This window comes from Streptomyces sp. NPDC029152 (assembly GCF_055564355.1).
Genome location: NZ_JBVHWR010000007.1, coordinates 211604 through 231647 on the forward strand (window position 1 = coordinate 211604; position 20044 = coordinate 231647).

At 73.4% G+C, this 20044-nt stretch carries 19 protein-coding genes and 2 pseudogenes; 12 read left to right on the plus strand and 9 right to left on the minus strand.

The features are described 5' to 3' along the window. The first annotated feature begins 89 nt into the window (after positions 1-89). From ACZ4V6_RS17200 to ACZ4V6_RS17210, 3 genes are all read left to right on the plus strand, one after another. Positions 90-1967: an FUSC family protein gene (locus ACZ4V6_RS17200; protein WP_467827806.1), complete on the plus strand. Its 1878-nt coding sequence runs from the start codon at positions 90-92 to the stop codon at positions 1965-1967. Between the two features lie 177 nt (positions 1968-2144). Next, positions 2145-2834, plus strand: coding sequence for a DUF899 domain-containing protein (locus tag ACZ4V6_RS17205; protein ID WP_467827809.1), 690 nt, complete (start codon positions 2145-2147; stop codon positions 2832-2834). 155 nt (positions 2835-2989) lie between these two features. Next, positions 2990-3175 (plus strand): hypothetical protein, encoded by a 186-nt coding sequence (locus ACZ4V6_RS17210; RefSeq protein ID WP_467827812.1) that lies wholly within the window; start codon positions 2990-2992, stop codon positions 3173-3175. Positions 3176-3232: 57 nt separating this feature from the next. Here the strand turns inward: ACZ4V6_RS17210 and ACZ4V6_RS17215 are convergent, their stop codons facing one another. Together ACZ4V6_RS17215 and ACZ4V6_RS17220 are read right to left on the minus strand one after the other, a co-directional pair. After that, a complete protein-coding gene (locus tag ACZ4V6_RS17215) occupies positions 3233-3667 on the minus strand; it encodes a hypothetical protein (protein ID WP_467827815.1) in 435 nt (144 codons plus the stop codon). After that, on the minus strand, positions 3664-4305 hold the full coding sequence (locus ACZ4V6_RS17220) for an ATP-binding protein (protein WP_467827818.1): 642 nt from the start codon (positions 4303-4305) through the stop codon (positions 3664-3666). The genes ACZ4V6_RS17215 and ACZ4V6_RS17220 overlap by 4 nt, the downstream gene beginning before the upstream one ends. A gap of 276 nt (positions 4306-4581) precedes the next feature. On the opposite strand from ACZ4V6_RS17220, the gene ACZ4V6_RS17225 reads away from it, so the two are divergent. From ACZ4V6_RS17225 to ACZ4V6_RS17235, 3 genes are all read left to right on the plus strand, one after another. Then, positions 4582-5442, plus strand: coding sequence for a helix-turn-helix domain-containing protein (locus ACZ4V6_RS17225; protein ID WP_467827820.1), 861 nt, complete (start codon positions 4582-4584; stop codon positions 5440-5442). Further along, on the plus strand, positions 5443-5718 hold the full coding sequence (locus tag ACZ4V6_RS17230; protein ID WP_467827823.1) for a DUF397 domain-containing protein: 276 nt from the start codon (positions 5443-5445) through the stop codon (positions 5716-5718). It begins immediately after the preceding gene. Positions 5719-5809: 91 nt separating this feature from the next. Beyond that, positions 5810-6613 carry an SAM-dependent methyltransferase gene (locus ACZ4V6_RS17235; protein WP_467827825.1) on the plus strand — a complete coding sequence of 268 codons (804 nt, stop codon included), beginning with the start codon at positions 5810-5812 and terminating at the stop codon, positions 6611-6613. 44 nt (positions 6614-6657) lie between these two features. Here ACZ4V6_RS17235 and ACZ4V6_RS17240 read toward each other — a convergent pair whose 3' ends face one another. Continuing rightward, positions 6658-8148, minus strand: a complete 1491-nt coding sequence (locus ACZ4V6_RS17240; protein ID WP_467827828.1) for a glutamate synthase subunit beta — start codon at positions 8146-8148, stop codon at positions 6658-6660. A gap of 99 nt (positions 8149-8247) precedes the next feature. Next, positions 8248-8727, minus strand: a complete 480-nt coding sequence (locus ACZ4V6_RS17245; RefSeq protein ID WP_467827831.1) for an anthrone oxygenase family protein — start codon at positions 8725-8727, stop codon at positions 8248-8250. Positions 8728-8902: 175 nt separating this feature from the next. On the opposite strand from ACZ4V6_RS17245, the gene ACZ4V6_RS17250 reads away from it, so the two are divergent. Beyond that, complete coding sequence (locus tag ACZ4V6_RS17250; protein ID WP_467827834.1) at positions 8903-9535, plus strand: nucleoside/nucleotide kinase family protein; 633 nt, start codon at positions 8903-8905, stop codon at positions 9533-9535. 16 nt (positions 9536-9551) lie between these two features. Here the strand turns inward: ACZ4V6_RS17250 and ACZ4V6_RS17255 are convergent. Next, a pseudogene (locus tag ACZ4V6_RS17255) lies at positions 9552-9878 on the minus strand (CorA family divalent cation transporter); the annotation flags it as partial. Between ACZ4V6_RS17255 and ACZ4V6_RS17260 the strand changes: the two are divergent. Continuing rightward, a pseudogene (locus tag ACZ4V6_RS17260) lies at positions 9861-10133 on the plus strand (SAM-dependent methyltransferase); the annotation flags it as partial. The pseudogenes ACZ4V6_RS17255 and ACZ4V6_RS17260 overlap by 18 nt on opposite strands. A gap of 141 nt (positions 10134-10274) precedes the next feature. Here the strand turns inward: ACZ4V6_RS17260 and ACZ4V6_RS17265 are convergent. From ACZ4V6_RS17265 to ACZ4V6_RS17280, 4 genes are all read right to left on the minus strand, one after another. Next, a complete protein-coding gene (locus ACZ4V6_RS17265; RefSeq protein ID WP_467827836.1) occupies positions 10275-11198 on the minus strand; it encodes a carbohydrate kinase family protein in 924 nt (307 codons plus the stop codon). Beyond that, complete coding sequence (locus ACZ4V6_RS17270; RefSeq protein WP_467827838.1) at positions 11195-12103, minus strand: pseudouridine-5'-phosphate glycosidase; 909 nt, start codon at positions 12101-12103, stop codon at positions 11195-11197. The genes ACZ4V6_RS17265 and ACZ4V6_RS17270 overlap by 4 nt, the downstream gene beginning before the upstream one ends. An 82-nt stretch (positions 12104-12185) precedes the next feature. Further along, the gene (locus tag ACZ4V6_RS17275) at positions 12186-12740 is read right to left on the minus strand and encodes a methylated-DNA--[protein]-cysteine S-methyltransferase (RefSeq protein ID WP_467827841.1); all 555 of its coding nucleotides are present in this window, start codon (positions 12738-12740) and stop codon (positions 12186-12188) included. A 78-nt stretch (positions 12741-12818) separates the two neighbouring features. Next, positions 12819-13703, minus strand: a complete 885-nt coding sequence (locus ACZ4V6_RS17280) for a glycerophosphodiester phosphodiesterase (protein ID WP_467827843.1) — start codon at positions 13701-13703, stop codon at positions 12819-12821. 277 nt (positions 13704-13980) lie between these two features. On the opposite strand from ACZ4V6_RS17280, the gene ACZ4V6_RS17285 reads away from it, so the two are divergent. From ACZ4V6_RS17285 to ACZ4V6_RS17300, 4 genes are all read left to right on the plus strand, one after another. Beyond that, complete coding sequence (locus ACZ4V6_RS17285) at positions 13981-14859, plus strand: MHYT domain-containing protein (protein WP_467827845.1); 879 nt, start codon at positions 13981-13983, stop codon at positions 14857-14859. Between the two features lie 40 nt (positions 14860-14899). Next, positions 14900-17038: an excinuclease ABC subunit UvrB gene (gene uvrB / locus ACZ4V6_RS17290; RefSeq protein ID WP_467827847.1), complete on the plus strand. Its 2139-nt coding sequence runs from the start codon at positions 14900-14902 to the stop codon at positions 17036-17038. Between the two features lie 142 nt (positions 17039-17180). Further along, entirely contained in the window at positions 17181-17759 is a 579-nt protein-coding gene (locus tag ACZ4V6_RS17295; protein ID WP_077798703.1) for a TerD family protein, read from the plus strand. Positions 17760-17857: 98 nt separating this feature from the next. After that, complete coding sequence (locus ACZ4V6_RS17300; RefSeq protein ID WP_467827850.1) at positions 17858-19858, plus strand: TerD family protein; 2001 nt, start codon at positions 17858-17860, stop codon at positions 19856-19858. The last annotated feature ends 186 nt before the right edge of the window (positions 19859-20044 follow it).

Below are 20044 nucleotides of genomic sequence, written 5' to 3' on the forward strand. Positions count from 1 at the left end.
GTACCCTTGACAGCGCACGTCACAGCCCGGCCACCGTCGCCCGAAGGCTCACACCCGCCCTCGACCAGCCGACAGGAGCCCCGCGTCCCGTGCCCCGCACCGTCCGCCCCGCCGCCCTCGCGCTCCCGCCCTGGCTCGCCCACGCCCTGAGTGCCCAGCGGGGTCCCGTGCCCTGGAGCGCGGTCACGCGGGGTGCGCTGGCCGGCGGGCCGCTGCTGCTCGCCGCCCTGTTCGCCGGGCGGACCTCCCTCGGTGTCGTCGCCGCCATCGCCGCCATGCTGGCCGGCATCAACGACCGGCCGGGCAGCCGCCGCACGTCCGTCCGCCGGATCGGCGTGCCGGCGCTCGCGGGGGCGGCCGGGCTGCTGGCCGGCACCGTTGCGGGGCAGCACCTCGGCCCCGTCCCGCTCACCCTGGCGCTGACCGTGCTCGGGCTGGTCGCCGGAGGCATCAGCGCCGTCGGGACCGTCGCGTCCGGGACCGGGACGCAGGTGCTGGTGACCACCGCCGTGGGGGCCGGCATGCCGCTGCCCGACCCCGGGTGGCAGAGCGTCCTCGCCTTCCTCGCCGGCGCCGGATGGCTGCTCACCCTGCGGCTGCTCCTGCCCACACCCGGCGCCCTCGCCGGCGAGGTGCGCCTCGACTTCCGCTTCGACGGGGAGCGCGCGGCCGTCGCCGCCGTGTACGACGCCGTCGCCGCACTGCTGGAGGCGGCCGGCACCGAACACGCCGGCGCCCGCCGGGCCGCGCTCACCGCCGCCCTCGACCAAGCACAGGACGCGCTCGCCGGGCCCCGGCTGCGACGCCACGCCTCCTCCTCGGCCGAACGGCGGCTGCACGCGCAGTACGCCGCCGCGCTGCCCCTCGGCGAGGCCGCCACCGCGCTCGCCTGGGCGGGGCGCCCCGTGCCCGCGCGGGCCGCCGAAGGACCCCGGCGACTCGCCGCGGCCGTCCGCGGCAACACCCACACCGGGCCGCTGCCCGCCCCCACCCGCACCGAACCCGCCCTGCGCGCCCTCGACGACGCCCTCCTGCACGCCGCGGAGGCCTTCGACCGGGGCAGGGGCCGGGACCTGCACACCCGCAGGCGGCCGCTCGGCTCCGTGGCGCGCACCGTGCTCGGCGCCGGCGGCCGGGAGTACGGACTGCGCGTCGGCCTCTGCTTCGGAGCCAGCGTGGCCGTCGCCCAGGTCCTGCACCACGGCCACTGGTACGGGTCGCACCAGCACTGGTACTGGCTGCCCGCCACCGCCGTCTTCCTGGTCAAGCCCGACCTCGGGCCGCTCGCGTCCCGGGTGCTGTGCCGGGCGGCCGGGACCGTCCTCGGGGCGCTCGTCTTCGCCGGGTTCGCCGCCGTGCTGCCCCGGCCGGAGGGGCTCGTCGCACTCGTCGCCGTCAGCGGCGCACTCGTGCCCGTCGCCGCCCGGCACTTCGCCGCCCAGACCGCCGTCGTCACCGTCCTCGTCCTCGCCCTGGTCATGACCGGCGGCGAGCCCCAGGCCGCGCTCAGCCGCATCGGGGAGACCCTGCTGGCCTGCGCGATCGTGCTGATCGTCGGGCACCTGCCGATGCCGGGACAGCGCGGCGGCACGGTCCGCGCCCGGCTGGAGGCGGCGGACGGCGCCGCGCACGCCTACCTCGCCCACGTCCTGAGCGGGTCCGACGACCGCGCCGCCCGGTGGAGACTGCGCCGGGAGGCCTACCGCACGCTCGCCGAGGCCCGTACCGCCGTGGCCCTCGCCGCCGCCGAGCTGCCGGCGCTCGCCCGGCACTCCGCCGGCGCCGACGAGGTCGCCGCCGTGCTGGAACGGCTCGTCGACACCACCACCGCGTGCGCCGTGCACCTCGACGACAGCGGCCGTCTCGCGCCCCGGCACACCGAACGGCTCGCCGAGCTGCGGGACGAGCTGACCGAGCGGCGCGAACGCGCGGGACTGCGCCTGCCGGAGCTGCCGCTCGCCGGGTAGCGCTCGTGCCGGACCGCCGGACCGCCGGGCCGCCGGACCGCCGGGCCGCCGGGCCGCCGGGCCTTCGCGGGTCCGCGGCGCCGGTCCGGAAAAGAATCCTGTCCTGCCGCGATGAGTTCCGCCCCCGCCACCGGTCAGCACCCCCGACGGACCGTTGCACAGGAGGAGCTGGAGCCCATGTCGCTTCCCGAGATCGTCTCGCGCGAGGACTGGCGCGCGGCGCGCGCGGCCTTGCTGGCCAAGGAGAAGGCGGCCACACGCGCCCGGGACGCGCTCAACGCCGAGCGGCGCGGCCTGCCGATGGTGGAGGTCGACAAGGAGTACGTCTTCGAGGGCGGCGACGGCAAGGCCTCCCTGCTCGACCTCTTCGAGGGGCGCGACCAGCTCATCGTCTACCACTTCATGTTCGCCCCCGAGTGGGACGCCGGCTGCCGCAGCTGCTCCGCGTTCCTGGACCAGATCGGGCACCTCGCGCACCTGCGCGCACGCGGTACGTCCTTCGCGGCCGTGTCCCGGGCGCCGTACCCGAAGATCCTGCCGTTCAAGGCGCGGATGGGCTGGACGCTGCCCTGGTACTCGTCCTACGTCAGCGACTTCAACACCGACTTCGAGGTGACCCTCGCACACGAGGGCGAACTCACCGAGCGGCCGGGACTCAGCTGCTTCCTGCGGGACCACGACCGGGTCTTCCACACCTACTCGACGTACGAGCGCGGCCTCGACGGGCTCGGGTCGGTCACCAGCCTCCTCGACCTCACCGCGCTGGGCCGGCGGGAGCGGTGGGAACGACCGGAGGGACGGGCGTCGGCTCTCGGGGCGCCTGCGGGCAGTGAGGCGATCCGCTACCACGACGAGTACGAGGACTGACACGCACCGTAGCGGAAAAATCCGAACGGCTGAGACGGCGCTCACACTTTGCGGTGAACGAATGCCGACTTGGTCTCAGTACCGTCACTTCACGAGGTGTTCACTCCATGGTTGGCGTTTAACTCTACGAGTACAGCGCTACATGGAGGTGCGGGGTGAACGGGCGAACGGTGCTCGAACGTTTTCCCGCCGGCGGCCCGCGCGGGTCCTGGCCGGCGGAGGAGTTCGCGCAGGCGCGGCGTCTGGAGGGCCTGCCCGCCGAGGTCGTCATGGACCTCGCCACGGACATGTTCCTGGTCGTCGTCCGCAGCGGCGAGACCGCCGGTGACGCGGTCGCGTGACACGGCCCGCGCGCCCCGGGCGAACGGGCTCCGGGGCGTGAGGGGAGGGCGTCGGGGCTACGCGGTCACCGGGCGCGACCACGTCGGTGTCGTGCCCGTCAGGCGGCACAGGGCCAGGTAGAGCGGGATGGGCGGGGTGTAGGGGACGGTGCCGTCCGGCCGGTGTATCAGGCCGGGGACGCCCGGGGCGTCGGGGACGACCGCGCCGGTGGCGTACCGGGCCGGGGCGGGCCACTCCAGGGCGTAGTCGGAGTCGGACGGGACGATCCACCACCAGTGCGCCTCGTCGGCGTAGACGCACCCCACGCGTGGCAGCCGGGGCATCACCAGCGGGCCGAAGCGCGCGGGCGCCACCACCGCGTCGCAGCCGAGCGGGGCCGTCATGCCGTCCGGCACGGGCAGCCGCCGGGGCGTTCCGGGCTCGTGCAGCGCGCGCTGCAGACGGACCAGGGTGTCCAGGTCGAGCGGGCGGACGCCGGACGGAGCCCTCATAGCCATGCGGTCCCCGTTCCGCGGTGTGCTTCTCGGCGGTGTTCCTCCGTCTCGCCCGCGTCGCCGGCGGTGTCGGCGGAGCCGGGCTTGGGGCGGGCGCCCCAGCCCAGGTCGTCGCGGGGGCCGGACGGGTCGCGCGGCGCGTCGGCCCCGCGCGGCAGTTCGGCCCAGACCAGCAGTCCGGGCCCGTGCTCGTGGGCGCCCCAGGCGTCGCACAGGGCGTCGACGAGGAGGAGCCCCCTGCCGTGCTCGTCGTCGGGCCGCTGCCCGTCCGACGGGTGCGGCTGGCCGGGCGCGCATCCCTCGTCGCGTACGGCTATGCGCACCAGCTCGTCGCCGTCGTGCAGCTCGCAGACGATGTGCCGGCTCGCGGTGTGCACGATCGCGTTGGTCACCAGTTCGGAGACCACCAGGGCCGCGGTGTCACAGGTGTCCTCGCACACCGACCAGCCGTTCAGCCGGGCGCGCGTCAGGCGTCTGGCCTGCGCGGGAGAGCCCGGGTGTGCGGCCAGCTCGAAACGGAACCGGCGCTCGGCAGCGACGGCCCCCGCGGGGCCGGCTCCCATGGTGGCGCCGAGGCCCGCGGGGGCCGCGACGGCGTCTGTTCCTAAGGGCGCGGACGGAATCACGCTTGCCACTATCGCCCCGCCGTGAACACTTGGCAAGTGTCACTCTGAAAAATGCAGAGTGCTGTGTGACGGTCAGGGCCGGCGTGGCACACTGCTTCGCAACAGCACGTCGAGCGGCGCCACTTCAGATCACCGAAGGTCTGCCCGGACTTTCGAATAGATCTTCGAATGGCGCCGCCGGGCTGTCCGCGCGCATCGCGGCCGGCTCGTCGATGATCGCGGGGTCCCCGGTCCGGGGATCACGCGATCACGGGACTGTTCAGGACTCTTCGTGGAGGTGGGGCGGTGAGCGAGCCGCGGTCCGCGCCGACGGTCGGCCAGGTCGTCCTCGGCCGGCGCCTGCTGGACCTGCGCGAACGCGCGGGGCTCAAGCGCGAGGAGGCCGCCCGCGTCCTGCGCGTGGCCCCCGCGACCGTGCGCCGCATGGAGACGGCCGAGGTCGCCCTCAAGATCCCGTACCTCCAGCTGCTGCTGAAGGCCTACGGCGTCGGGGACGAGGAGGCCGAGGTCTTCGTCCAGCTGGCCGAGGACGCCAACAAGCCCGGATGGTGGCAGCGCTTCCACGACATCCTCCCGGGCTGGTTCTCCATGTACGTCAGCCTGGAGGGCGCGGCCTCGCTGATCCGCTCCTACGAGCCGCACTTCGTCCCCGGACTGCTGCAGACCGAGGACTACGCGCGCGGGGTGCTCCGCTCGGGCGCCATCGGCCAGACCCGGCCCGACGACATCGAGCGCCATGTCGCCCTGCGCATGCAACGCCAGGAACTGCTCACCCGCGAGGACGCGCCCCGGCTGTGGGTCGTCATGGACGAGACCGCGCTGCGGCGCCCCGTCGGCGGCCCGGAGGTGATGCGTGCCCAGATCGACAGGCTGCTCGACGCCGCGAAGCTGCCCAACGTGACGCTGCAGATCGCCCCGTTCGCGAACGGGCCGCACCCCGGCACGTACGGGCCCTTCGTGCTGTTCCGATTCGCCGTGCCGGAACTTCCCGACATGGTCTACAGCGAGTACCTGACCGGCGCCGTCTACCTCGACGCGCGCGCCGAGGTGGCGACCCATCTCGAGGTCATGGACCGCATGGCGGCGCAGGCCGCCACGGCACATCGCACGAAGGAGATCCTCCGGGATCTCCGCAAGGAGCTGTGAATGAACCGCACCAAGCCCCAGCCATCGCCACGCGGCCGCGCCGAGCGCGTCTACAACGGCATGCCCGCCCGCGAGCTGGGCAGCGAGGGCTGGCACAAACCGTGGAGCGGGGGCAACGGCGGCAACTGCCTGGAGGCGATGAAGCTGGCCGACGGCCGGATCGCCGTACGCCAGTCCACCGACCCCGACGGGCCGGCGCTGATCTACACCTCCGCCGAGATGACGGCCTTCATCGAAGGGGCGAAGGCGGGAGAGGCGGACTTCCTGCTGTCCTGAAGCACGTGTTGTCGTTGATGTTTGTTCTTAAGCTGTTTGGCATTGAGCCGATCACCGATCGCTGTGAAAACTTCACACCTTGGAGCGCGCCATGACCGGGCAGCACCATGCCGGCATCGACACGAGCAGACCGCACCCCGCGCGGATGTACGACTGGTACCTCGGCGGCAAGGACAACTACCCGGTCGACGAGGAGATGGGCCGGCAGATGCTCGCCCTGGACCCGAGGGTGCCGGTGATGGCGCGGGTCAACCGCGCCTTCATGCAGCGGGCCACGCGCTGGCTGGCCGGCCACGGAGTACGGCAGTTCCTGGACGTCGGCACCGGCATCCCCACCGAGCCCAACCTCCACCAGGTCGCGCAGGAGACCGCGCCCGACTCCCGGGTCGTCTACTGCGACAACGACCCGATCGTGCTGGCCCACGCGGCGGCCCTGCTGCGCGGCACGCCCGAGGGCGCGACCGAGTACCTCCAGGCCGACGTACGGGACCCCGGCGCCGTCCTGGACGGCGCCGGGAAGATCCTGGACCTCGACCGGCCCGTGGCGCTGTCACTGGTCGCGCTGCTGCACTTCGTCTCCGACGAGGACGGCGCGCACGACCTGGTGGGCCGGCTGCTGGCCGCGCTGCCCTCGGGCAGCTACCTGGTGATGACCCACGCGACCGCGGACTTCACGCCCGAGGAGTCGCGGGCGGCCACCGAGAAGCTCAGGGCCGCCGGCGTCACCCTGGCCCTGCGCTCCCGCGCGGAGTTCGCCCGCTTCTTCGACGGCCTGGAGCTGGTCGAGCCGGGCATCGAGGTGCCCCACCTGTGGCACCCGGAGCTGGGCGAGCCGGTCGCCGGGCAGGACGACGGGGTCATCCCGGGCTACGGCGCGGTGGCCCGCAAGCCGTGACCGCGGGCAGGGGCGGCCCGCCGGGGGAGTAGGGGGATCGCGGTTCAGACCGTCATCGGACGGTCGTACGGGCCGATCGGCGCCGGCAGGCGCGTGCTGCCGCCCGACAGGAGGCGGTCGACGGCGGCCGCCACCGCCCGCCCCTCGGCGATCGCCCACACGACGAGCGACTGCCCGCGGGCGGCGTCCCCCGCGGCGAACACCCCGGGGACGTTGGTGGCGAAGTCCCGGCCGCGGGCGATCGTGCCCCGTGGGTCCAGCTCCAGCCCCAGCCCGTCGACGAGCCCGTCCGTTAGGTCGGGGCCCGAGAAGCCGAGGGCGAGCAGCACCAGGTCGGCGGGGAGCGCCCGCTCGGTGCCGGGCAGCGGCCGGCGCCCGGCGTCCACCCCGACCAGGTGCAGCCGGCGCACGCGGCCCTGCGCGTCGCCGGTGAGGCGGAGCGTGGAGGCCGCGAACAGCCGTGCGTCCGCGTCGGCCGCCGGCGCCGAGCGCAGGTGGCGCGCCTCCTCGTGCGCGACCGACAGCCGGTAGAGCTTCGGGTACGTCGGCCAGGGCTCGGCCTCCTCGTCGCGTGCCGTGCCCGGCTGGGCGTAGATGTCCAACTGGGTCACGGACGCGGCCCCTTCCCGTACCGCCGTGCCGAGGCAGTCGGCGCCGGTGTCACCGCCGCCGACGATGACGACGTGCTTGCCGGCGGCGGACAGGGGGGAGGTCTCCAGGTCTCCCTCGCACACCCGGTTGGCCATCGGCAGGTACTCCATCGCCTGGTGCACCCCGGCCAGCTCCCGGCCCGGCACGGGCAGTTCACGCCAGGCGGTCGCCCCGGTGGCGATCACGACCGCGTCGTAGCGGGTCCGCAGCTCCGCGGCGTCGGCGTCCCGCCCGACCGCCGTCGACGTACGGAACCTGGTCCCCTCGGCCCGCATCTGGTCGATGCGGCGCTCCAGGTGACGCTTCTCCATCTTGAACGCGGGGATGCCGTACCGCAGGAGACCGCCGATCCGGTCGTCCCGCTCGTAGACGGCGACCGTGTGCCCGGCCCGGGTCAGCTGCTGGGCGGCCGCGAGGCCGGCGGGGCCCGACCCGACCACCGCCACGGTCCGCCCGGACAACCGGTCCGGCGGGCGCGGAGGGGTGAAGCCCTCCTCCCAGGCCCTGTCGGCGATGGCGCACTCGACGTTCTTGATGGTGACCGCCGGCTGGTCGATGGCGAGCACGCACCCCGCCTCGCACGGTGCCGGACACAACCGCCCCGTGAACTCGGGGAAGTTGTTCGTGGCGTGCAGCCGGTCGCTCGCCGCCCGCCAGTCCGCGCGGGCGACCAGGTCGTTCCACTCGGGGATCAGGTTGCCGAGCGGGCAGGCGTCGTGACAGAAGGGGACACCGCAGTCCATGCACCGGTCGGCCTGCGGACCGATCAGGGGGAGCAGCGCGCCCGGAACGTACACCTCGTCCCAGTCCCGCACCCGTTCCCCGACCGGCCTGCGGGGCCAGTCCTCGCGGGGCGTGGTCAGGAATCCCTTGGGATCGGCCATGGCCGTCTCCCTCGCGTGCGGGTGGCGGACCGGCGTCGCCGGGCAACGCCCTTCCGGTCACGATACGTCCCCCCGCAGCCGCCCGCAGAACGCCGGCCGTCAGGCGAGGGCCAGCACGTACGCCACCGCCGCCGCGGCCGAGGCGCCCGTACGGACGTGGTTCCACGCGGTCCACTCGCGCACGTACGAGGGCCAGCGGCCGGCCGCCTCCGCCGAGTCCGGCTCCAGTCGGAGCAGCGCCGTGTTGCGCGGCACGTTGGCGGCCACGGTGACCCCGAACGCCCCGGACAGGTACAGCGCGCTGCCCAGCAGCAGCTCCACCGCGCCCTCGTCCGGCCACTGCGCGAACGTCACCACCGCGATCACCGCGGAGACCACCGTCGTCCCGAGGAGGACGAGCATGAACGCCGGGCGCACCGCGGCCGTGTTGATCGCGTTCATCGCCGCGACGCCCTGCGCGGGCGGCAGCGCGGCGAGACCCCGCATGACGAACGTCGAGAAGGCGCAGAAGACCCCGGCCGTCAGGCCGGTCCCGAGCACGCCCAGCACCGCCAGCACGAAGTACGCCCCGTCGATCATGTCGTGTCCACCCCCACCCGTCGGGCCGGTGCCCCTGCGGCACCGGCTGCCGTCGGTCACCCCCAGTCAACCCCCGCACGGGCCCCGTGACCACCGCCGAGCGGCGCGGGGCCGTACGCGGGCGTCCAGAAGGGCCCCCACGCGTGCGGGACGGCCGACGGCGCATCATGGGCACGTGCGACTGGAAGCGATCACCTGGGACCGGCTCGGCGACCGGCTCGCCGAGCGTCTGCTCGACCTGACGCCGGCCGACGGCAGCCCCTGGCCGCGCGTCGCCTTCGACGGTGCGCCGGCCGCCCGTCCCGGCGACCTCGCCGAACGGGTCGGCGAGGCGCTGCGCCTGCGCGGCCGCCCCTCCCTCGTCGTCGGGACGGAGGGCTTCCTGCGCCCCGCCTCCCTCCGCCTGGAGTACGGGCGCCAGGACGTCGAGGCCTACTACAACGGCTGGCACGACACCGGTGCCCTGTGGCGTGAGGTCTTCGATCCCCTCGGCCCCGGCGGTGACGGGCGGGTGCTGCCCGACCTGTGGGACCCGGTGACCGACCGGGCCACCCGCAGCCCCTACGTCCACCTCCCGGCCGGCGGCGTGCTGCTGCTGCACGGTCCCTTTCTGCTGCGTCACTGGTTCCCCCTCGATCTCAGCGTCCACCTCGTCCTCACCCCGGGCGCCCTGCGCCGCCGTACCCCCGGGACCGACCACTGGACCCTCCCGGCCTTCGACCGCTACGCCGAGGAGGCCGACCCCGCCGGCACCGCCGACGTCCTGGTGCGCGCCGACGACCCGCGCCACCCGGCATGGAGCGGCTGACCGGCCGGCTCCGTCGTCAGAGCCGACCGTTGCGCCGGAGGCCGCGGTACAGCACCGGGCAGGCGACGGAGATGACGCCCAGCACCATGCCGTGGCCGTACCGCCAGCCCGGTTCCGGCATGTGGTCGAAGTTCATGCCGTACACCCCGCAGACCATCGTGGGCACGGCGACGACGGCGGCCCAGGCGGTGATCTTCCGCATGTCCTCGTTCTGGGCGACCGTCACCTGGGCGAGGTGCGCCTGCAGGATGGAGTCGAGGAGTTCGCCGAACGCGGCGATCTGCTCCGCGGCCCGCTGCAGGTGGTCGGACGCGTCACGGAAGTAGGCCTGTATCTCCAAGTCGGCCGCCCGGGCCGGCTGCCGCGCCTGCTGCGGGAGAACGGTCTGCGCCGCGTGGAGGCCGACGCCTACTTCCCGGTCACCTCATCCGCGTGCGCCGCCCTGGAGTCCGCGACGGTCCGGCAGGTCCGCGAGCGGCTGGTCGCCGCCGGCGTGGCCACGGACGAGGACATCGACCAGCACCTCGCCAACGTCGCGTCCGGCAGCATGGACCTGGCGACGGCGCCGATGATCTCGGCGTGGGGGCACAAGGCGTAGGTGCGGCGGCACGTTCACGCCGCCGCCCGCACCCGTCGGCAGGGTGTGCCGCGTGCGCCGCGGGCCGCTCGGACGGACGGCACGACACGCACAACGGCGCGTCCGGGCGCGGTGCGCCTGTTGCGGCGGCGGGCCCGCCGGTCAGCCGTCGCCCCCGGCCCGCGGAGGCCTTCCGCCCACCCGCCCGACCGCCACCGCTCCCGCCCGGCACCCCTCCGCCGCCGCGTCCTCGGGCGGCGCACCCACGATCATCGCGGCGAGGAACGCGCCCGTGAAGGCGTCCCCGGCGCCCGTACTGTCCCGCGCGGACGCCGGGACCGCGGGGACACGCGCGCACACGGCGCCGGACCGGGCCACCAGGGCCCCCTCGGCACCCTGCTTGGCGATCACCAGCGGAACGTGCCGGCTCAGCTCGGCCGCGGCGTCCGCGGTGTCGGACAGCCCGGTGAGCAGGCAGGCCTCGTCACGGCTGGGCAGCAGGACGTCCACCCCCTCGACCAGGCCCAGGAAACGGTCGACGCCCAGGTCCGTCAGGAAGCCCGTCGACGCCGGGTCCAGGCTCACCGGCACGCCCCGCGCGCGTGCCGCTGCCAGCGCGACCGCCACCAGGGCGCGGCTCGGCTCCGAGAAGAGGAGGTAACCCGACAGGTGCAGTCGTGCGACCCCGTCGAGCAGCGTGTCCGACCAGTCACCGGGCCCCAGCCGCAGCGACGCCCCGCTGTCCGTCAGGAACGTCCGTTCGGCCGAGGCGCCCGTGTCGACCAGGCAGACCACCGTCCCCGTCGGTGCCGACCGGTCGACGACCAGAAGGGGCCGCACCCCGTGCGCCAGCAGCTCCCGCTCGTGCCAGGCCGCCTCGTCCGTGCCCACCCGTCCCAGCAGCCGTACGTCCCCGCACCCCCCGTACGCGGCCCAGCAGGCCACGTTGGCCCCCGCCCCGCCGGGCAGCCGCCGGATCGAGGCGGCCGTGTCCGTGCCGGTGGCCAGCGGGTCCCGGTGCCGGGCGACGACGTCCGTGACGACGTCACCGACGACCAGCAGCGTGCCGCCCGCCGCGGCGCTCATGCCCCGGCCCACGCCGCCGCGACACGTGCCGCCAGCCGCACGTTGCCGCGCACCGCCGCCAGATTCGCGCTCAGCGACGCCCCGTCGGTGTGCCGTACCAGGTGGTCCAGCAGGAACGGGGTGACCGCCTGGCCCGTGACTCCCTCCTCCTCGCACGCGTGCAGCGCGTCCGCGAGCACCCGCGCGTGCAGCCCGGGGTCGAGCTGCTCCTCCCGGGGGACGGGATTGGCGACGACGAGCGCCGACTCCGGCCCGCCGAGCGCATCCTGCGCCCGCATGACCGCCGCCACCTGTTCCGGGGTGCGCAGCGTCCAGTCCACCGGATGCCCCGAGTCGGACAGGTAGAAGCCGGGGAAGCGGTCCGTGCCGTACCCGGCCACCGCGACGCCCAGCGTCTCCAGCCGCTGCAGGGTCGCGGGCACGTCGAGGATGGACTTCACGCCCGCGCACACCACCGTGATCCGGGTGCGCGCCAGCAGCCCGAGGTCGGCCGACTCGTCCTGCGTCACGGTCCACTCCCGGTGCACGCCGCCCAGCCCGCCGGTCGCGAAGACGCGCACCCCCGCCCGGGCGGCCAGCAGGGCGGTCGCCGACACCGTGGTCGCCCCGCTCGCCCCTGCCGCCAGCGCGAGCGGCAGATCGCGGTGGCCCAGTTTGCGGATGCCGTCCTCGTTCGCGATCCGCTCCAGCTGGCCCTTGTCCAGGCCGACACGGGGCCGCCCGTCCAGCACGGCGATCGTCGCCGGTACGGCGCCCTCCTGGCGTACGGCCTCCTCCAGCTCCCGGGCCACCGGCAGATTCCGCGGGCGCGGCAGTCCGTGCGCGATGATCGTGGACTCCAGGGCCACCACGGGGCGGTGCGCGTCGAGCGCCTCCCGTACCTCTTCCGACACCAGCAGCGTCACGGGCCTGCCTCCCAGTCCGTCGCTTTTCCCTCATCTCTGGCGGCCGGGAGACCGGGTCAAACCACGGAGGACAGCGGCGGGGTCAGAACAGCGGCTCGGGCAGCACGCCCTCCAGCGCGAGCAGCCGGCGTTTGGTGTCCACGCCGCCGCCGAACCCGCCGATGCCGCCGTCGCTCCCCACGACCCGGTGGCACGGCACGACGACCGGCAGTGGGTTGGCCCCCATCGCCGTGCCCACCGCCTGGGCGGCCCCGGGCTGTCCCACGCGCCCGGCCAGCTCGCCGTAACCGACGACCGAGCCGTAGGGCACGCCGGTCGCCAGTTCCCGCAGCACCTGCCGGTTGAAGCCCGATGTCAACGACCAGTCCAGCGGCAGGTCGAAGTCGTGCCGGTCACCCGCGAAGTACGCCCGCACCTGCCGTATCGCCTCGGCCGGCAGCGGGGCGCCGGGGGCCTCGACGGGCCGGGTGTCCAGTCGGGACGCGAGCCGCTCGAGCGCCCGGTCACGCACGGTGTCCGTGGCGTGGAACACGACGTTGACCAGACCGTCGCCGGTCGCGGCCAGAAGCAACGGACCGACAACGGTGTCGACGACGGTCCACAGCACGCGCTGTTCGTACCGCCCATGGCTGTCCATGCGCCCACCGTACGGCCCGCCACCGACAACGCCCGGGGCGGCGGCGTGGACGCCCTCCCCGCCCCGGGCGTGGCGGGATCACAGACCGGCGGAGTCCTCCTCCACCGCGTCCCGGACCACGTCGGGCTTGTTGGTGATGATGCCGTCCACCTCGTACCCGGCGACCCGCCGGGCGACGGCCGGGTCGTCGACCGTCCAGGTGAAGACCTCCATGGCCCTGCCGTGCGGTCCGGTGAGGGCGTGGACGGAGGCGACATAGCTCTGCGAGACCGAGCCGTGGGACGGGTTGATCTGGTCGGTGAACTTCGCGTACTCGGGCAGGTCCGCCACGGCCGGAGTGCCGAGGAGACCCGTCTTGACGGCCGGTTCGAGGTCGTGGACGGTCCGGACGCTGTCCGCGTCGAAGCTCTGCACGATCAGCCGGCCGGCCACGTGGCGCCGGTCGAGCCAGCCCTCGTTGGCGAGGACCTTGAGGGTCTGCCGCTCGATCCCCGGGTAGAGCCCCGGGCTCTTGAGCTCCAGCAGCAGCTTCTGGTGGTGGAGGTCCACACGGTGCACGTACTGCTCCAGGGTCGGCACGCGCGCGCCCGCGTACTCGGCGCCGAACCAGCTTCCCGCGTCCAGCCGGGCGATCTCGGCGGCGGTGAAGTCCTTCACCTTCCAGGGCGCGCGGTCGGGGAAGACCTCCTCGACGTCGGTGGTGCGCTGCAGGCTGTCGTCGTGGATGACGACGAGCTCGCCGTCCTTGGTGCGCTGGACGTCGTTCTCCACCCAGCGGACGCCCAGCTCGGCCGCCTTGTCGACGGCGGCCAGCGTGTTCTCCGGCGCGTAGGCGGAGGCGCCCCGGTGGGCGACGACCGTGGGCGCGTCGCCACCGCCCCGGGTGTCTGCGTGAGAACCGGGAGCCATGAGGGCGACCCCCACGAGCGCGGTGATCAGGACGGCGGCTGCGCGCGCGTGCATGCGTACTCCTCGCGTCGAGCGTTCACGGACAGCACCACTGTGACAGCAGAGGGTCAACGGGGGGCGGGTGCGGAATGGCCACAGGGTGAACGAAGTCGCTCGGCTCCGCTCACCGGGGCCGCACATCTGGGGCAGGGCCGTGTTTCTTTGCGGGAGAATCGTTCGACCATTCCGGTGGGGGTCATACTCTCTGCCTCGGCCCTGACCGTTCGCACGGTCCTGGGAGGGGCGTACATCGGGGCATTCCAGGACGTAGAAGGCGGAAGGGCAGCCGCGCATGCAAGGCACGGTCGACGGATTCAGTTACGGACTCGTCACACCGCTGGTGGCCTACCTCATGGCCTGCCTCGGCGGCGCCCTCGGCCTGCGCTGCACCACCAGATCCATGCTGGTCAACCGGTCGTGGCGCCCCGGATGGCTCGCCCTCGGCTCAGCGGCGATCGGCTCCGGGATCTGGACCATGCACTTCGTGGCGATGATGGGCTTCACGATCGAACACACACCCATCCGCTACGACTGGGGGATGACGTTCGCGAGCCTGGCCGTGGCCATCGTCATGGTGGGCGTGGGGATCTTCATCGTCGGCTACCGGGGCGCGCGGGGAACGGCCCTGTTCACCGGGGGCACCATCACCGGCCTGGGCATCGCCTCGATGCACTACCTGGGAATGGCCGGTATGCGGCTGGACGGACAACTGGAGTACAACACGCTCACCGTGGCCGCGTCCGTCGCCATCGCGATGGCCGCCGCCACCGCGGCCCTCTGGGCGGCCGGGCAGGTCCGGGGGCTGCTCTGGAGCGTGGGCGCGAGCCTCGTGATGGGCCTCGCCGTCACCGGCATGCACTACACCGGCATGGCGGCGCTCGACGTCCATCTGCACGGCACGTCCGACCCCTCCTCCGGCGGCTCGCCGGCCGAACTGCTCGGCCCCATGCTGATCGGCCCCCTCGCCTTCCTCGTCCTCGCCGGCGCCGTGGTGCTGTTCGACCCGCTGATGGTCATGGGGAAGCCGACCGGGGCGCCCGTCGAGCACAAACCGGGTGTCCCCGCGCACGCCGTACCCCCGCCGCGGGCCCACCGCCCGGTGCGCCACCCCGCGCGTCCCACGCGCCGCCACCTCGACCAACGGTGCCCCCGCACCCCGCAGAACCGCTGATCCGGACCGGTTGTCAGTGCAGGGTCGTACGGTGGATCCCATGCGGCCCGTTTCCCACATCGAACGCACGGTGGCGCCCTTCGAGGTCGTCAGCCCCTATCAGCCGAGCGGTGACCAGCCGGCGGCCATCGCCGATCTCGCCCGGCGCATCGAAGCAGGCGAGAAGGACGTCGTGCTGCTCGGTGCGACCGGCACCGGCAAGTCCGCCACCACCGCGTGGATGATCGAGAAGCTCCAGCGCCCCACCCTCGTGATGGCGCCGAACAAGACACTCGCCGCCCAGCTGGCGAACGAGTTCCGCGAGCTGCTGCCGAACAACGCCGTCGAGTACTTCGTCTCGTACTACGACTACTACCAGCCCGAGGCGTACGTCCCGCAGTCGGACACCTACATCGAGAAGGACTCCTCGATCAACGAGGAGGTGGAGCGCCTGCGCCACTCCGCGACCAACTCGCTGCTCACCCGGCGCGACGTCGTCGTGGTCGCCTCCGTCTCCTGCATCTACGGCCTCGGCACCCCGCAGGAGTACGTCGACCGCATGGTCCCCCTGCGCGTCGGCGAAGAGCACGACCGGGACGAGCTGCTGCGCCGCTTCGTGGACATCCAGTACACGCGCAACGACATGGCCTTCACCCGCGGCACCTTCCGCGTGCGCGGCGACACCATCGAGATCTTCCCGGTCTACGAGGAGCTCGCCGTCCGCATCGAGATGTTCGGCGACGAGATCGAGGCACTGTCCACCCTCCACCCGGTCACCGGCGAGATCATCAGCGACGACCAGCAGCTGTACGTCTTCCCGGCCTCCCACTACGTCGCGGGCCCCGAGCGCATGGAGCGTGCGGTCAACGGCATCGAGAAGGAGCTGGCCGAGCGCCTCTCCGAGCTGGAGAAGCAGGGCAAGCTCCTGGAGGCCCAGCGGCTGCGGATGCGCACGACGTACGACCTCGAGATGCTCCGCCAGATCGGCAGCTGCTCCGGTGTCGAGAACTACTCGCTGCACTTCGACGGCCGCTCGCCCGGTTCGCCGCCCAACACCCTGCTGGACTACTTCCCGGACGACTTCCTGCTCGTCATCGACGAGTCGCACGTCACCGTGCCGCAGATCGGCGCCATGTACGAGGGTGACGCCTCCCGCAAGAGGACCCTGGTCGACCACGGTTTCCGGCTGCCCTCCGCGCTCGACAACCGTCCGCTGAAGTGGGAGGAGTTCCAGGAGCGCATCGGGCAGGCCGTGTACCTGTCGGCGACCCCCGGCGCCTATGAACTCTCCCGCTCGGACGGCGCCGTCGAACAGATCATCCGCCCCACCGGCCTCATCGACCCGGAGGTCGTCGTCAAGCCCACCGAGGGCCAGATCGACGACCTGGTGCACGAGATCCGCAAGCGGACCGAGAAGGACGAGCGCGTCCTCGTCACCACGCTCACCAAGAAGATGGCCGAGGACCTCACCGACTACTTCCTGGAGCTCGGCATCCAGGTCCGCTACCTGCACAGCGACGTGGACACGCTGCGCCGCGTGGAACTGCTGCGCGAGCTGCGTGCCGGCGAGTACGACGTCCTGGTCGGCATCAACCTCCTGCGCGAGGGCCTGGACCTGCCCGAGGTCTCCCTGGTGGCGATCCTCGACGCCGACAAGGAGGGCTTCCTGCGCTCCGGCACCTCCCTGATCCAGACCATCGGCCGCGCGGCGCGCAATGTCTCCGGCCAGGTCCACATGTACGCCGACAAGATCACCCCGGCGATGGAGAAGGCCATCGACGAGACCAACCGCCGCCGGGAGAAGCAGATCGCCTACAACAAGGCGAACGGCATCGATCCGCAGCCCCTCCGCAAGAAGATCAACGACATCGTCGCGCAGATCGCCCGCGAGGACGTCGACACCGAGCAGCTCCTCGGCTCGGGCTACCGCCAGTCGAAGGACGGCAAGGGCGCCAAGGCCCCCGTGCCCTCCCTCGGCGGCAAGACGGCGGCCGCTGCCAGGACGGCCAAGGGCGGGAAGACCGAGACGGTGCCCACCGACCGTCCCGCGGCGGAGCTCGCCGAGCAGATCGAGGACCTCACCACCCGTATGCGGGCCGCCGCCGCGGACCTGCAGTTCGAGATCGCCGCCCGGCTGCGTGACGAGGTCTCCGAGATGAAGAAGGAACTGCGCCAGATGAAGGAGGCCGGCCTGGCCTGACAGCCCGTCCGGCACGCGGTGTGTTGCAAGACCGACACAAAGTGCGGACCGGGGTACGGCACTGTCAGCGGCTCTGCGTAGGGTTCTGGTCAACCGCGGGCGCCGCGGCAACAGGGGACAGTTCGTAGAGGGGAATCAGCGCGTGACCGTCAACATGACCAAGGGTCAGGCCATCAGTCTGCAGAAGAACGACGGCGGCAGCCTGACGTCGGTGCGCATGGGTCTCGGCTGGCAGGCGGCTCCCCGGCGCGGGCTGTTCGGCTCCCGCACCCGGGAGATCGACCTCGACGCCTCCGCCGTCCTGTTCGCGGACAAGCAGCCGGTCGACGTCGTCTTCTTCCGTCACCTGGTGAGCGACGACGGATCGGTGCGCCACACCGGGGACAACCTGGTCGGCGGTGTCGGCCAGGGCGGCGACGACGAGGCGATCCTCGTCGACCTGCAGCGCGTCCCGGTCCACATCGACCAGATCGTCTTCACCGTGAACTCCTTCACGGGCCAGACGTTCCAGGAGGTGCAGAACGCGTTCTGCCGCCTGGTGGACGAGACCAACGGCCAGGAACTCGCCCGTTACACGCTGGCCGGCGGCGGTGCCTTCACCGCGCAGATCATGGCCAAGGTGCACCGGGCGGGACAGGGCTGGTCGATGACCGCCCTCGGCTCCCCGGCCAACGGCCGCACCTTCCAGGACCTGATGCCGGCGATCCTGCCCGTCCTGTAGGGGACACCGGTCCCGCCTCCCGCCCGTTCCGTCGGGGAACGGGCGGGCGGTGCAGCGCGCATCACGAGTCGCACACGAGTGACACAGGGGGAGAGGCGATGACGGCCGAGCTGGTGCGGGGGCAGAACCACCCGCTTCCCCAGGCCCGTCTGGAGATCCGGGTCTCGGCCGGCACGCCGCTGGTGGCCGCGGCCACGCTCGGCGACGAGAACGGGACGGTCCACGGCGCCGAGCGGGTGGCCCATCCGGGCACGCCCACCCTGCCCGGACTGGAGGTCTCCCGGCAGGCGGCCGCCGACCACCGCCTCGCGGTGGACCTGGACGCCGTGCCGGACGCCGTGCACCGGGTCAGTGTGCTGCTCGCGCTGGCCGCGGCCGACGGGGCGGGCCCGTCCCGCTTCGCCGCCGTCGCCGCTCCCTTCGTCGCCGTCACCGGCCTCGACGGCACCGAGATCGCCAGCTACACCATCACCGGCCTGGAGGCCGAGTCGGCCGTCGTCGCGCTGGAGCTCTACCGCAGGCAGGGTGCCTGGAAGGTACGGGCCGTCGGCCAGGGCTACGCGGGCGGTCTCGCCGAGCTCTTCGCCGACCAGGGCCTGCCGCAGGCCCACCGGCTCGCGGGCGTGGTCCAGGAGGCGGTGGCGAGCGGCCTGGCCCGCTCGGTGCCGGCCCCCTCGCCGCGTCCGGCGGAAGGCGACCGCGCCCGGCGGACCGCCGCCCCGGTGCTCGGTCCGGACCACGGAGCGGCCGCGTCCCCGTACGACCCCCGGAGCGCCGACGGCCCGGGCCGGTCCGCACCGCGGCCCCCGTACCCGGGTGGGGTCACGGCGGGGGATCCCGCCGGTGCCACCGAGCCGCCCGCCCCCGCGGGAGGCGGGCCGATCGACTACAGCCACCCGCGCCGGCAGCACGCGGCCCCGCCCGCGCCCGCACCCGCCGCGCCCCCGGCCGCACCCGGGCAGCCCGCACAGCCCGTCGCGGGCGACGCCACCGGCTGGTCCATGGACGAGCGGCTCTACAACCAGGTGTGGGGCATGTTCGAGGACCTGGCCCGCACCGCGGCCGCGTACCGCAGCGCCGTCGACTTCGCCGAGTCGCGCATGGAGAAGGAGATCGACCAGGCCCTGTCCGACCCGCGCAGCCGGATCGGAGGGCAGGGCGACGCCGCACGCGAGGCCGCCCGGGCCCGGCACGGTCAGCTCGTGGCCCGGGCCAGGGAGGCCCTCGACCGGGACCTCGCCCAGCTCGCCGCCGAGGCCGACGTCGTCGAGCCCGCCCTCCCGGCGGCCTACGCGCGCTGGGACAACCCCGTCTGGCACGCCTACCGCGTGCCCATGGAGATCCCCATGGCCGTGCGCCTGGGCGACCTCCGCCTGCCCGAGGCCGACCGGATACGCATCCCGATGCTCGTCCGGCTGCCGCTGGAGCGCGGCCTGTGGATCGACAGCGGGCGTTCCGGCTCGCTTGACGGTGCGTTCACCGGCTCCCACGAACTGGGACGCCTGGCCCTGGAGACGGCGGTCGCGCACGCGGCCCGGCTGCTCGCCGTCTACCCGCCGGGCGAGTTCACCGTCCACGTCATCGATCCGGCCGGAGCGGGGACGCAGGCCCTGGCGCCGCTGGTGCGGAGCGGAGTGCTCGCCGCCCCGCCCGCCCCGGGCGCCGCGGGGACGGCGGACGTGCTCGCCCGGCTCACCCAGCGCGTCGACCTGGTGCAGATGGCGCTGCGCGGAGGTGCCGCCGACGCGCTGCCACCCGGTCTCGACACGTCCCAGCAGCTCCTGATCGTCAACGACTTCCCGCACGGCTTCGACGACCGGGCCGTGAACCAGCTGCGCTACCTCGCGGACGAGGGCCCGGCCGTCGGCGTGCACCTGATGATGGTCGCCGACCGCGAGGAGTCCGCGGGGTACGGACCGCTGCTCGACCCGCTGTGGCGGTCGCTGCTGCGTCTGACCCCGGTCGCCGACGACCATCTGGCCGACCCGTGGGTTGGCCATGCCTGGACGTACGAGCCCCCGCTCGTGCCGCCCGGCAGCCAGGTGCTCCAGCAGGTGCTCACCGCGGTCGCCACGGCCCGTCACTCGTGGGACCGGTGAGCCCCAGCCCGTACCAAGTGTTCGTAAAGCCGCACTGACCTGCCAACTTGGGTTTTCCTTTACTTCTCCCTTTACCTTCCCTTGGTGATTGGGGTACTGTTTTTCCCACGGAGGGGAGTACTCCCTGCCAGCTGCGGCGTACCCGTCAATACGGATCAGGCCAGATCCCGGGGCGTCGGCCCGTGG